This is a genomic window from Haloglomus halophilum, from assembly GCF_024298885.1.
GTDB lineage: Archaea > Halobacteriota > Halobacteria > Halobacteriales > Haloarculaceae > Haloglomus > Haloglomus halophilum.
This window is the reverse complement of the sequence record NZ_CP101166.1, coordinates 434,330-446,880: the sequence shown is the minus strand read 5'-3', so window position 1 is coordinate 446,880 and position 12,551 is coordinate 434,330. Positions and strand designations below refer to the sequence as shown.

Sequence of the window (12,551 nt, the reverse complement as noted above, 5' to 3'; positions counted from 1 at the left end):
TGTGCGGTCGGCCGGGCGTTCGTCCTCCGATTCCAAGTGAGAAAGAGGTATTCGAGGGCGGCCCGAACCGACCCCATGGACGAACTGAGCGGACTGAGCGGTGCCAGCCCGGAGGAGCGCCTCCGGAGCGTCGGCACCGGTATCGGCCTCACCGTGGCCGGCTTCGTCACGGCCCTGGTGGTGCTGTTCGCCGGGGTGCAGGCACTCTCTGCCGCCGGTATCCCCGTACAGGAACAGCCCGTCCTCGTCATCGGCCTGAGCATCGTCCTCCAGGGGCTCGGCTTCGGCATCGCGGTCGCGGTCTACATGGCGCTCACGAAGCGGTTCGACCTCCTGAAGTACCGACTGCCGACGCTGCGGGACCTCGGCTGGGCGGCCGGCGGCCTGGTCGCGCTGTTCGCCGGCTACATGGCCATCGCGCTCATCGTCTCCCAGCTCGGCGTCGACACCGCGCAGAACGCTATCGTCGAGGAGGGGCGCAAGAACCCTCAGCTCGTGCTCTACCTCATCCCGCTGGCCATCCTCGTGGTCGGGCCGAGCGAGGAGCTGCTGTTCCGTGGTGCCATCCAGGGCGTCCTCCGGCGGGCGTACGCCCCGATTCCGGCCATCATCATCGCGTCGGCACTGTTCGGCGTCGCCCACGTCTTCGCGCTCTCGGGCTCGGGCACCGGCGTGCTGGTCTACATCGCGGTGACCTTCGTGCTGGGCTGCATCCTCGGGTTCGTCTACGAACGGACGGACAACCTCGTCGTCCCCGCCCTCATCCACGGCGTCTACAACGCCATCCTGTTCTCGCTCCTGTACGTGCAGGTCAGCGGCGGGGTCTGACTCGTGGAAGGTGGGGACTGGAAGCTCGATTCCTCGGACTGGAGTTAAATCAATTCTAACACTGTTACCAATTAACAGGCTTTATCCTGCCGCACTCTCTGCTGTGCAGCATGACTTCGGGATGGGCGTTCGTACGGGGGCCTCGCCACGGGCAGGTGAAGCGGGACGGACGGGGGACCAGCGGCCCGGCGGACGACAGGGACGGCGACCGGACGACGAGCCGACGCGACGGCCGCGGCGCTCGTCACGACGGGACGACGAGATGAGTACGCTGTCGAAGCCGAGTACCGAGTCGTTCGACCGGCTCCCACTGGACGGATCGGAGCTGGTCGCGGCCCTGGGGCTGGTCTTCGTGCTGAGCGGCGTCGCCTTCTGGTCACAGTCCATCCTCCCGACGACCGACACCGTGGCGACCGCCCTCTACGAGCTCGTGATGCACGTGCTGTTCGGGACGGTCATCCTCCTGCTCGGCATCCACATCGAGCGGAGCGAACTCGTCCCGGAGGAGCGCCGCGAGGTCATCCTCTGGTGTTTCTCGGCGTTCCTGTTCTTCTTCTGGCTCGCGGTCTGGTCGGAGCTCGACGCCGTCCTCGCGGCGACGATGACCCGGGACCTGGTCAGCAACATCGTCGTCTTCGGCAGCATCGGCGGCGCGTTCGGCGCCATCATCGGCGTGAACCGCGGCCGCGCCACCCGGAACGAGATACTGGCCGAGCGGACCGAGGACCAGCGCGAGACCCTGGAACTGCTGACGCGACTGCTCCGCCACGACATCCGCAACGACATGCAGGCGGTCAACGCCCACGCCGGCTTCCTCGCCGAGGAGGACCTCAGCGAGGACGGGGAGTCGTCGCTGGGGGTCATCAAGCAGCGGAGCGACGCCATCCTCCGACTGCTGGAGGACACCTCGACGCTCATCGAGACGCTCGGCTCCGACCGGGAGCTTCGCCCCATCTCGCTCTCGACTACCGTCGAGCAGGAGGCGGTCAGCATCCGCGACGAGCATCCCGAGGTCACCGTCGAGACCGACGTGCCCGAGGACCTGCAGGTCGTGGCCGACGGCCTGCTCCACCAGCTGTTCCTGAACCTCCTCTCGAACGCGGTGGCACACAACGACACCGAGGACCTGCGGATCCACGTCGGGGCGAAGCGACGGCAGGACCTCGTCGACATCACGGTGAGCGACAACGGGACGGGCATTCCCGAGGCGATCCGCGAGACCTGCTTCGAGCTCGGCGAGAAGGGACCGGGGAGCCAGGGTGACGGCCTCGGCCTCTACCTCGTCTCGCGGCTGGCGGATGTCTACGGCGGGTCGGTCACGGTAGACGACTCGCCGAGCGGTGGCGCACAGTTCGACATCACGCTCGAAACCGCCGACTGAGTCGACCGCCTCCGGCCGGAGACCGCCCGCTCCGTGGACTCTGTCGGGGTGTGGTAGTTAATTACAGCCACAACGCTCATTACGTTCGTGCCGAGTAGTCACTCATGAAGCGACGTGAGTTACTCGGGGCCGGAACTGGGGCGGCGCTCGTCGGGTTGAGTGGCTGTGTCGCGACCGTCGCGAACGCGACGACGCGGACGGGATCGGGACCCGCAGCCACGTACCTGTCGGGTGGGCAGGTCCCGACGACGTTCGACTTCGGTCTGCCCTCGGTCGAGACGACGAGCATCACGAAGGCGGCACTCACGGTCTCGGGGAGTGTCGCGGGGCTCTCGGGCTCGGTCGACATCGACGGCTGGTTCACCACGAGTCAGCTCCGGTCGAAGAACGACGACTCGACGCGGAGCAACGACCGGGACAGCGAGAGTGCGTCGGGGGATGGGGACTGCATGTGGGACGACTGCGCCGTGGCCGCGTACCTCGACGGCGAGGCCGTCATCGGCGAGGGGTTCCTGCTCTCGCTCCCGAACGCGAAGCCGCCCGGTGGGGGGGAGCCGATGGCCGAGTTCGCGCCCGACCAGTTGCTGGATGCGGTCACCGCCGGCGACGACAGCCGGGACGGCGGTGGCTCGACATCGGCGACAGCGGTCAAGTTCAAGCCTGGAGCGGAACTCTCGGACAGGGTCAAGCTGACCGCGGTCGGCACACCGGTCCGGAACGTCACGGTCCACAAGGAGATCGACAAGGCGTCACCGAAGATCTACGATGGCCTGACCACTGGGGGCGGGGGCGACGGGCTGCCTGGCCAGTGGCAGCAGGCGCGGACGTTCAAGGGCGGCACCATCTCCCAGACCATCCTCGGTGCCGCGGTCGTCTCGGTCGATGGCGTTGGCGGCGCGGCGGTCGACCTGCCCGCCCTCCTGCATATGAAGCGCATCCGGCACGGCGAGGACTACCTGTTCGTCGGCGGCTGGGTGCTCGACGCCGGGCGCATCTACAGCGACGCCGCCACCCTCCTGGTCGAGGCGGGTCCGAACGAGGTGGTTGGGCTCGGTGACGACGAGATCGGCAGCGCCGATGACGCGCTGCTCACTGGACGGCTCACTCGCGAGCGGAGCCGTCTCGGTGGTCTCGTCTACGATGGCCCTGCGACCGACGACCTCCTCCCGTTTCTTCCCCCAGCCCTCCGCGAGGGTGACGGGCTGGAGCGGTTCGGTACCGCCTCGAAACGGAGCGCCCGGAAGGGTCGGAACCCGCAGACCGGCAAGGAGATCAAGATCCCGGCGAAGCGAGTCGCGGCGATGGGAACCACCGTGGCCACCATCCAGACACGGGCCGACCGCTGCGGACTGGAGTCGTGTGGGACCGTGGGCGAACACGCCGGTGCCCGGAAGAGCCACATCGAGCGCGCACGGTCGGCACTCGAGGACGGCGACGACGCGGCCGCCCGCGAGGAACTGCTGGCGGTCCGGGAGATCGTGGCGGGTGACATCGAGTTACTGGCCGGCGTCGAGGACCGCGAGGCGGTCGGCGACCTGCTCGGTCTGGAGCGGGCCGTCAGGCGCGAGACGGCCCTCGCGCTGGACCCGCTCGACCGGGACGTGGATGGCGACGGGTTCGACGAGAGCGACAGCGAGGGGAACGATGTCGAGGAGATCGAACTGGCGGTCGAGAAGATAGAGCGTGGCATCGCCGGTGACGACGACGGCGACGGCATCTGGGACGCCATCGACGGGAGCGCCGTCGCGGGCGCGGTCTCGAGCGACAAGCTCCTGGTTACCGGCGGCGTGGTGGGGACCGCTCACACGTTCGAACTGAAGGAGGGCCGCAAGGGGATGAACGCCGTCAACGTCCAGCGGACGCGGACCGCTGGTGGTGACGCCAACGACCCGCCGCAGGTCCGGTACTGGAGCGTGTTCGGATCGGGCGATGACCTCCGGGTCGTCGTGATGGTCGTCACCGACGCGGAGGGCCGGGCGATGAACAAGGCCGAACTGATCGACGCCATCGCGTCGGAGGCCGACATCACGAAGGCCGATGCCAGGCGGTCGCTCGACGCATTCATCGACACGACCACCAAACTGCACGCGGGCATCGAGAAGGACCAGGTCAAGCGCGGGATGGTCACCGGGAAGGCAGGACCGAGTGGCGGTGCGGGCAGTTCCGTGGACCCCGTCGTCCCGCTCGTCGATGGGCCGGCCGGCGACGACGAGACACCCCTGAAGACGACGGTCGTCCCGCTGGACGCGCCACTGGTCCACCTGACCGCATCGACGCGGTCACTGAAGAAGGGCAACCGGGTCGCGCTCGTCGGCTTCGGGAGCTACGCCGGGGGCTGACCGACCGGCGCCTCCGGTGGACCGGCTGATGGCCCACCCGGGGCGTCGCGACCGTCGGCTGACCCGCTGCGACCGTCAGGACGGGTTCTTGCGCGCGAGGTCGCTGCCACAGATCTCACAGCGCTCGCGGTGGTCGTCGTACTCGCGGCCGCAGCCCTGGCACTGGTATATCCAGTCGCGGCGCTCGTCGATGCCCTCCTGGGCGATGGACTCGATGCGGACCTCCAGCTGGTCGGCGGTGTTCTGCATGGCGTAGTCGTCCGTGACGAGCGTAGCGTCGAGTTCGAGCGCGGCGGCGAGCAGGCGGATGTCGGTCCGGGAGAGTTCCGTCGCGTCACCGGTGGTCCCGGCCGCGCGCTCGACGCGCTCGACGGTCTCGCCGTCGGGCACGTGGATTCGCATCCCGCCGCCCTCCAGCGCATCGAACCGATAGCCGGAGGCATCGTCCTCGAGTTCCTCGCGGACCAGCGGGATGGTCGCGGTGTCGTCGTCCGTGTGGTAGTCGCCCATGAAGGCGGAGGCGTCGAGGACTCGCACTATCCTACCGCTTGGACCGGTCCATTTTGATACTGTCGGGTCCCGGTCGGCGACCGTGGGCCCCGCGCAGGCGTCGCCCGGACGCGCCGCTTTTGCCGCTCGGGCCCCCAGCTACGCCCGTGCAATCACTCGAGGCGGACCTGGCCGCCGCGCGCGACCTGGACACGGCCGACCTCGCGGACGCCATCGAGACCATCGGCTTCGAGTGTACCCGCTGTGGCGCCTGCTGCAAGGCCGAGACGTGTGCGAGCGGCGCGGAGCCCGAGAGTGACGCTGCCGGCGATGACCGCGGCAACGGCGACGGCGAGCCCGAACCACACACGGCGACCGTCTTCCCCGACGAGGTTCGCGAGCTGCAGGCCGCCACGGCCGCGAACGACGACTTCGACCGCGAGTACGACTGGCGCGACGTGGCCCGTCCCATGCCGTACGGCCTCCACGAGGGCGAGGACGGGCCCGAGGGCGAGACCTTCGAGTGGGCACTCCAGACCGACGCCTGTGGCGACTGTACCTTCTACCGCGAGAGCGACGACGGGACCGGCGCCTGCAGCGTCCACGGCTCGCGGCCGCTCATCTGCCGGACCTACCCGTTCAGCGTCGTCCTCGCCGGTGACGGGGACGACGGCGCCGAGCTCGCCCAGCCGATGGGTGCGGCGGTCGACCGCGAGGGCACGGTCCGGGCCCACGAGTGCGAGGGCCTCGGCCGCGACATCTCCCGGGCGGACGCCGAGGAGCTCGCGGCCGCGCTGAAGGAGCGCGCCGTCCGGGAACTGGAGGAGGCCATCGCCGTCCGTGACGAGTACGAGCCCGCGAACGTCGACGGCGTGGTGGTCCACGACTCCGAGGGCGCGAAACGGCCGGATGGAACGGCACTCGACGGACGTGAATGAGCCCGTCCGGGGCGTTTATTCGGCAATAGCTACGACAAATTGTTATTAGCGGGTATAGTATATGAGCGACAACAATAAATAAATTACACGTCAGAGTTCGTAATCGTCCCGTACCGTGCTTCCTCGTCCCTCATCGAACCGATGAGCCCCCGGTCAATCGGTTCGATAGCGTCACTCCGGCGGTAGGTTGAATACGCGCCCGCCGGACTGCGCATGTAGAACTCTCATGGAGATCTCCGAAAAGCTGCTCTGTCTGTTCAACGCGGATGTCGAGGCCGAGGAGGACCGGTTCGTCGTGGAGGTGCCGCGCCGCGAGGTCGACACGGGTGCGGTCGAGGCGGGCGAGACCTACCGGGTTGCGCTCATCAGCACCGACCAGGAGGGAACCGCCGAGGTCGAGGAGGCTTCCGAGCCGGCGACGGCGCCCGACGAACCCCAGCCGCCGGTCGAGCGCGGCGAGATCCGCTACGTCGAGGTCGAGGACCTCGGCAAGCAAGGCGACGGCATCGCCCGCGTCGAACGCGGCTACGTCATCATCGTCCCCGACGCCGAGGTCGGCGAGCGCGTCAAGATCGAGATCACCGAGGTCAAGTCGAACTTCGCGGTCGGCGAGATCATCGAATAACGCTCGTACTCGAGCTTCTTTCGGGTTCGAGTTCGCCGGCTCCGTCGGCGAACCGCTCACCCGAGGTCGTGAACGAGTGGGCGGTCGAACGTCGACTCGGTTCCGAGATACCGACAATCGCCACGAAACTGCAGTACTGGCGGGTCTCGCCCTGGATTCAACCCACAGATTCTACTCGCTGGCACGTCTACACGATTGTAGCGAGGATTCGATGAGCGAAACTCCGGAGAACGGTACCGAGTGGATTGGAGCGATGGACGGTGAGCCCGAGGGTGTCTACGAGGTAATCTTCCGCGAGATGGAGGATGCCGTCTTCCTGATAGACGTCGAGCAGCGGGATGGCGACTACGCGTTCACGTTCCGTCGGAACAACGCCTCACACCGAAGTCGGACCGGCCTGTCCGAGGACGAGCTACGGGGGCAGACCCCTCGGGACCTTCTCGGCGACGAACAGGGCGCGGTCGTCGCGGCGAACTACCGTCGCTGTATCGAACAGGGAGAGACCATCGAGTACGAGGAGGAGCTGGCCCTCCCGGGCGGAACGAGTCACTGGCAGACGAAACTCACCCCCATCACCGACGACGGGCAGGTAGCGCAGATCGTCGGGGTCGCACGGGACATCACGGAGCAACGGGAGCAGGAACGGGAGCTGCAGCGTATCCACCGCCGGTTCGAGGCGGTCATGGAGACCATGTCCGCGGCTGTCTTCCTGAAGGATACCGACGGCCAGTATCTGATGATGAACCGAGCGTGCCGTGAACTGTTCAACGTCGGCGACCAGGACGTCGTCGGGTTGACCGATGAGGAACTCGTCCCGCCGGAGACGGCTGAAAAGGCCAGAGCGGACGACCGACGAGTCGTCGAGGGCGGCGAGGTCATCGAGATAGAGGAGACGGTACCGACAGCTGCGGGGAACACCGTTCGGCTGACGCGGAAATCCCCCGTCTACGACGACGGGGACGACGAGGTCGTGGCTCTCTGCGGTGTCTCGACCGACATCACCGACCAGAAGCGACGAGAGCAGGAGTTCCAGCACCTCGCGGAACGGTTCGAGCTCGCCGTCGAAGGCGCGAAACTGGGCGTCTGGGACTGGGACCTGACCACCGACGAGGTCGAATTCAACGACCAGTGGGCCCGGATGCTCGGATACGCACCCGAGGAGATCGGTTCCCATCTCGAGGAATGGGAACGGCGCGTCCATCCGGACGACCTGGACCGGGTCGAGGACGCTCTGGAGAACCATCTCGCGGGCAGAACCGAACTCTACGACGCGGAACACCGGATGCGAACCGCCGACGGCACCTGGAACTGGATTCGCGATGTCGGGAAGGTCGCCGAGCGCGATGCGGACGGAGAGCCGGTTCGGGCCGTCGGAATCCACCTCGACATCGACGACCGGAAACAGTACGAGCGAACGCTCGAGCGCCAGCGTGACAACCTGGAGGTGCTCAACCAGGTCGTCCGCCACGACGTCCGTAACGCCCTCCAGCTCGTGCTCGCGTACACCGGGATACTGGAAGACCACGTTCAGGAGGACGGCGAGGAATACCTCCGGCAGATTCTGGACGCGGGTCGCGAAGCCGTCGATATCACCCGAACCGCCGGTGAGGTCACCAAGGTCCTGCTCCGCTCGGAGGCCGACCGTGCGCCGTTACACGTCGGTCCCGTCCTCGAGAACCAGGTCGAGGAGGTACGAACCAGCCACGAGCGCGCCATCGTCTCGGTCGACGGGCAGATTCCGAACGACGAGGTGCTCGCCGATGACATGCTGGAGTCGGTGTTCCGGAACCTGCTGAACAACGCCATCGTCCACAACGACAAGGAGGTTCCCGAGGTCACCGTCTCAGTGACTACCGACGACGAGCGGCTTCTGGTTCGTGTCGCGGACAACGGCCCGGGGATTCCCGACGACCAGAAGTCCCTGATCTTCGAGAAGGGCGAGAAAGGCCTCGGCAGCGAGGGAACTGGACTGGGGCTGTACCTCGTCCAGACGCTCGTGGACCGCTACGGGGGTTCGGTCCGTGTCACGGATAACGAGCCGGAAGGGAGCGTGTTCGTCGTGGCGTTGGTCCGTCACGAGGGACCCAGCGATGGCGCACCGTGACCGGTCGAGCGGTCCCCCTGCGGGAAACGGTCCATCGAAAGCCGCTTTTCCGCGCACACCGAGTACGACACATGCAGATCCGCATCGTGACGGGAACCGGCGCCGGGCGCACGGCGCTGTCGGCCTACGACGCCGCGCTCGCCGCCGCCAACGTCCACGACTACAACCTCGTGACGGTCTCGTCGGTGGTGCCCGCGGAGGCGACGGTGGAGGTCGTGGGGACCGCACCGGACCTCGGGGCCGTCGGGAACCGGCTGACCGTCGTCGAGGCGCGCGCGACCGTCGGGCCCGACACCGGCGACGCGGCCAGCGCGGCGCTGGGGTGGACTCGCGGGGCCGATGGGCGGGGGCTGTTCTACGAGGCATCGGGGCCCGACGCCGAGACCGCGCGCGAGCTCGTCGCGACCGGGCTCGAGGACGGTGTCACGCTGCGGGACTGGGAGCCCGTCACCCGGGGTATCGAGACCGTCAGGGCCGACCCGACCGACCCGGACGTGGTTGCGGGCGGGGCGTCCCCCGACGAGCGGTACACCGTGGCGCTCGCACTGGCGGTGTACGGCGATTCGACGCCCATCGTGTAGCGGGACGTGGACCGTGGACGGATGCCCATTCCCCGGGCGCCGCCGACGGGTTTATCCCGGGTGCAACCCAACCTCCGGGCCGTTCAATCAATGCACGGAAACACGCCGTACGCGGGGCCCGAGGAGGAGGAGACGACGAGCGCGCAGCGTCACTCCATCCGGCGTGACCTCGCGTCGGTGACAGCCTCGACGCGGTCGCTGCTCACGGACGACTTCGTCGTCGGCGGCGAGGTGACCGACGGCGCGGACGGCCTCAGCGCCACCGTCGCGGTCCGTCCGCCCGTTGGTCAGGTGGTGACTGTCCAGCTCGACCCGGACGAACTGACCGGGGAACTCGCCTCGGAACTCGCCGCCGGCGCCGCGCTCCAGATGCTCCGCTCGCCCGAGGGTGTCCCGGACCACGCGTCGTAACGAAGCCCGCGCGCCGGCTCAGACCGGCGACGCGGAGAACAGCGCCCAGCCGACGATTCCTGCCGACACCAGGCTCGCCGCGCCCAGCGTCAGCGTGACCGACAGCGAGGAGACCAGCGCGACGACCGCGCCCAGCGCCAGCGGCGCCGGCACGGCCGCCAGCACCGCGTCGTAGCCGCCCACCTCCCGCGCTGCGGCCGCCTCGGCTTCGCTCCCTCGCGGGTGGGCCTCGGCGTGGACGTGTGCGGCGACCGGGTCCGGGTCCTCGTCGCCGGAACGAGCGCGGTCGCTCGACGTGTCGGTCGACTGCGTCACGGACGGAACCAGTCCCGCCAGCTAATTAAATATTATTGCTCCCTGTCAGGGTCGTCGCGCGGTGGCCCGGACAGCATCGCCGGCCGTTCCAGTGCCCGGCGGTGACAGAGCCCCCGGCGCAAACGGTATCACACCATCCGGCGTCACCTCTTCTGACGGACCTCCACCGATGACCCACCGCACCATCACCCTCATCGTCGCCTGTCTCGCCCTCACGGCGGGCTGTTCGTTCCTCGCGCCGAACCCGGACAGCTACTCCAGCCACCACTACTACTCGGTCGGTGTGGACCTCGACGGCAACGTCTCGGATGTCACCATCCGACTTCCGGTCCCCCAGCAGGACGGTACCTCGACGTACAACGTGACGACGCTCACCGGGAACGGCACCGTCGAGGGGGTGTTCGACGCGACGGTCGTCGAGACCGACCGCGGCCCGATGCTGGAGTTGACGGCCGACGAGGTGACCGTCCAGCCGCGCTACTACCGATTCGTCGTGGAGGGTGACCAGGGCCGTCGCGAGCGCATCTCCGAGAGCGAGTACGACCCCGCGGACCCCGACCACCAGAAGGTCGACCGTCGCTCGGTCGGCCTGCGTGCCGATCAGCAGGTCGAGTACCCCATCGAGACCCGGGCGCCGCTCGGTACCTCGCCGACGCTGTACGCCGACGATGCGGTGGCCCGTGAGCTCACGGCGTGTGGCCCCACCAGCATGGAGTCCGCGACCTGCTTCGCGTACGACGCGCCGGTCTACCTCTCCTACGAGGCCGGGAGCGACGTTCGGGTCGCCGGAGTCGTCTCCGTCGAGGGGTCGAACGAGTGGTTCGCCGGCGGCTGGACCGGGAACAGCTACGTCGACCGTGCCCGGTTCAACACCACCGGCTCGCAGGATGGCTGGGTCATGTCCGAGGGCGAAACCGAGACGGGTATCGGGAGCTACCCGGCCCCCGAGCCGTGACCCACTGCGAGCGAAGCGAGTAGCCAGCGGTGACACGGCTCTTTCAGGCTCGCCGAGCTCGGACCGGATATCGCCGGTCCGAGCGTGACGAACGACAGATTCCATGGCGGTTCATCGCTCACCTGTGGAGGAACAGGAACTGAACCAGAACTTTTTGCCGCATAATGGTCAAGGTTGTGGCATGGACTCACACACCATCGACATCGGCCTCCGCATCGAGACGGTCGTGGCTGCCGTCGCCGGAACCGGGCTCATCCTGTTCGGTGGGCCCGCGCTCACCGCGCTCGGGGTCGTGCTGGTCATCATCGGGCTCGTCAGCCTCATCCCGGTCGTGGGGCTCTCCATCGGGGAGTGGCAGGCCACCTGAGTGTCCCCTGCAAGGGAAGCGCCAGGCGTGCGCCCGAACGTGACCGTTATTGTCGGCCCCAACCGACGTGCCAGCGTGGAGTATTCGGCATCGTTCGAGGCCGACATCGAGGACCTCGAACGGGTGGTCGTGGAGCTGGTCGAGGCCGACGAGGGGGCAGACTCGGACGCGGTCCACCGCGACTACCTCGTGGTCCTCGACCACGTCATCAACACCTATCCGGTCTCCGCGGCGGCGGTCCGGTCGCACGCGGAGCGGGTGGCAGCCATCCACGACAACAACGACCCCGGAACCGCCTCGAAGCGGATCGCGACCCAGCACGAGGTCTTCCTGGACGAGGTCTGCGACGACTACGACCCCGTGTTCTGAACGCCCGCCGCCGTCTCGGGTGGTCGCGATATCGTACCCGCAATCGGTCACGCCGGAGCGCGGAGAGCCGTCCGGGACCGACGGTACTCGCGCACAGACAGTCTACTGCTTGATCTTCCGGATTATCTGCTCACACTTGTGGCAGTAGACGACGGTCTGAACGTCCGCGACATCGAGGCCGGCACTCGAGATGAACGCGTCGACGATCCCCTTCTTTATCTCACTGATATCACGAACCTCCACGGCCGGGTCCTCTCGACTGTGCGTGCAGATGTCGCTCTCGCGGATGAGGTCGCCGAACTCGTCGGCCGTCTCGTCGTCCGCGAAGTACGGAGTTACCAGGCCGTAGTCGGTGTCTTCGAGCAAGACCGCTTTGCCATCGAGGCGGCCCCGTGAGGATACTTCGACGAACTCACTTCGTTCGATGAGTTCGGTGATCCGGTCCTCGTCGTGTGGGTGTGTCGAGTGCGTCGCCACAGGGATGGATATCCTGGGTGTACAATAAGGCTGCTCCCCCCGGTAAGCCCGGCGGCCACAGGTCCCCCGCGACTCGAGAGATTGCCCGACTCGGCGGTAGCGGGTACCCTCCGACGGCCCTCGGGTCGGAAAGCGTCTATTGTCTCACCAACCGTAGGTGGGGTATGAGCGACCGGAGTTCCTACGACCGAGAGCAACTCGATTCGGTGCCAGCCGAGGAGTTACTGCAGGAGTACCACGATGTGGTCCACCACCTCGGCATCTGCGCCGCCGAGGGCCAGGTCGACCTGCGGGAGCGCCGCTGGGAGGAGATCCTGTTCGACGAGTTGCTGTCGCGGCTGGAGTCGGCCGACGACGGGGCGGAGTGAACGC

The 12,551-nt window shown here is 67.6% G+C and carries 15 protein-coding genes; 12 read left to right on the top strand and 3 right to left on the bottom strand.

Going from position 1 to position 12,551, the window contains the following annotated elements; genetic code table 11:
- Nucleotides 1-75 precede the first annotated feature (75 nt).
- The 3 genes from NL114_RS02185 to NL114_RS02175 all read left to right on the top strand — a co-directional run bounded on the left by NL114_RS02185 (nucleotide 76) and on the right by NL114_RS02175 (nucleotide 4,548).
- Nucleotides 76-828 carry a CPBP family intramembrane glutamic endopeptidase gene (locus tag NL114_RS02185; RefSeq protein ID WP_254823168.1) on the top strand — a complete coding sequence of 251 codons (753 nt, stop codon included), beginning with the start codon at nucleotides 76-78 and terminating at the stop codon, nucleotides 826-828.
- Between the two features lie 262 nt (nucleotides 829-1,090).
- Complete coding sequence (locus NL114_RS02180; RefSeq protein WP_254823167.1) at nucleotides 1,091-2,209, top strand: sensor histidine kinase; 1,119 nt, start codon at nucleotides 1,091-1,093, stop codon at nucleotides 2,207-2,209.
- Between the two features lie 104 nt (nucleotides 2,210-2,313).
- Entirely contained in the window at nucleotides 2,314-4,548 is a 2,235-nt protein-coding gene (locus NL114_RS02175; protein ID WP_254823166.1) for an HU family DNA-binding protein, read from the top strand.
- Between the two features lie 75 nt (nucleotides 4,549-4,623).
- Here NL114_RS02175 and NL114_RS02170 read toward each other — a convergent pair whose 3' ends face one another.
- Nucleotides 4,624-5,085 carry an NOB1 family endonuclease gene (locus NL114_RS02170; protein WP_254823165.1) on the bottom strand — a complete coding sequence of 154 codons (462 nt, stop codon included), beginning with the start codon at nucleotides 5,083-5,085 and terminating at the stop codon, nucleotides 4,624-4,626.
- Nucleotides 5,086-5,204: 119 nt separating this feature from the next.
- Here NL114_RS02170 and NL114_RS02165 point away from each other — a divergent pair, with 119 nt between their 5' ends.
- The 5 genes from NL114_RS02165 to NL114_RS02145 all read left to right on the top strand — a co-directional run bounded on the left by NL114_RS02165 (nucleotide 5,205) and on the right by NL114_RS02145 (nucleotide 9,696).
- Nucleotides 5,205-5,975, top strand: coding sequence for a YkgJ family cysteine cluster protein (locus NL114_RS02165; RefSeq protein ID WP_254823164.1), 771 nt, complete (start codon nucleotides 5,205-5,207; stop codon nucleotides 5,973-5,975).
- 226 nt (nucleotides 5,976-6,201) lie between these two features.
- Nucleotides 6,202-6,600 carry a TRAM domain-containing protein gene (locus NL114_RS02160; RefSeq protein WP_254823163.1) on the top strand — a complete coding sequence of 133 codons (399 nt, stop codon included), beginning with the start codon at nucleotides 6,202-6,204 and terminating at the stop codon, nucleotides 6,598-6,600.
- Between the two features lie 253 nt (nucleotides 6,601-6,853).
- Nucleotides 6,854-8,704, top strand: coding sequence for a PAS domain S-box protein (locus NL114_RS02155; protein ID WP_350355441.1), 1,851 nt, complete (start codon nucleotides 6,854-6,856; stop codon nucleotides 8,702-8,704).
- A gap of 71 nt (nucleotides 8,705-8,775) precedes the next feature.
- Nucleotides 8,776-9,285, top strand: coding sequence for a pyruvoyl-dependent arginine decarboxylase (locus tag NL114_RS02150; RefSeq protein WP_254823161.1), 510 nt, complete (start codon nucleotides 8,776-8,778; stop codon nucleotides 9,283-9,285).
- Between the two features lie 90 nt (nucleotides 9,286-9,375).
- Complete coding sequence (locus NL114_RS02145) at nucleotides 9,376-9,696, top strand: DUF5811 family protein (RefSeq protein ID WP_254823160.1); 321 nt, start codon at nucleotides 9,376-9,378, stop codon at nucleotides 9,694-9,696.
- An 18-nt stretch (nucleotides 9,697-9,714) separates the two neighbouring features.
- Here NL114_RS02145 and NL114_RS02140 read toward each other — a convergent pair whose 3' ends face one another.
- On the bottom strand, nucleotides 9,715-10,011 hold the full coding sequence (locus NL114_RS02140) for a DUF8015 family protein (protein ID WP_254823159.1): 297 nt from the start codon (nucleotides 10,009-10,011) through the stop codon (nucleotides 9,715-9,717).
- Between the two features lie 169 nt (nucleotides 10,012-10,180).
- Between NL114_RS02140 and NL114_RS02135 the strand changes: the two genes are divergently transcribed.
- The 3 genes from NL114_RS02135 to NL114_RS02125 all read left to right on the top strand — a co-directional run bounded on the left by NL114_RS02135 (nucleotide 10,181) and on the right by NL114_RS02125 (nucleotide 11,702).
- Complete coding sequence (locus tag NL114_RS02135; RefSeq protein ID WP_254823158.1) at nucleotides 10,181-10,966, top strand: hypothetical protein; 786 nt, start codon at nucleotides 10,181-10,183, stop codon at nucleotides 10,964-10,966.
- A gap of 181 nt (nucleotides 10,967-11,147) precedes the next feature.
- On the top strand, nucleotides 11,148-11,333 hold the full coding sequence (locus NL114_RS02130; RefSeq protein ID WP_254823157.1) for a hypothetical protein: 186 nt from the start codon (nucleotides 11,148-11,150) through the stop codon (nucleotides 11,331-11,333).
- 75 nt (nucleotides 11,334-11,408) lie between these two features.
- Complete coding sequence (locus tag NL114_RS02125; protein ID WP_254823156.1) at nucleotides 11,409-11,702, top strand: hypothetical protein; 294 nt, start codon at nucleotides 11,409-11,411, stop codon at nucleotides 11,700-11,702.
- A gap of 102 nt (nucleotides 11,703-11,804) precedes the next feature.
- On the opposite strand, the gene NL114_RS02120 is transcribed toward NL114_RS02125, so the two are convergent.
- On the bottom strand, nucleotides 11,805-12,179 hold the full coding sequence (locus NL114_RS02120; protein ID WP_254823155.1) for a hypothetical protein: 375 nt from the start codon (nucleotides 12,177-12,179) through the stop codon (nucleotides 11,805-11,807).
- Between the two features lie 164 nt (nucleotides 12,180-12,343).
- Between NL114_RS02120 and NL114_RS02115 the strand changes: the two genes are divergently transcribed.
- Nucleotides 12,344-12,547, top strand: a complete 204-nt coding sequence (locus NL114_RS02115) for a hypothetical protein (protein WP_254823154.1) — start codon at nucleotides 12,344-12,346, stop codon at nucleotides 12,545-12,547.
- Nucleotides 12,548-12,551: the final 4 nt, after the last annotated feature.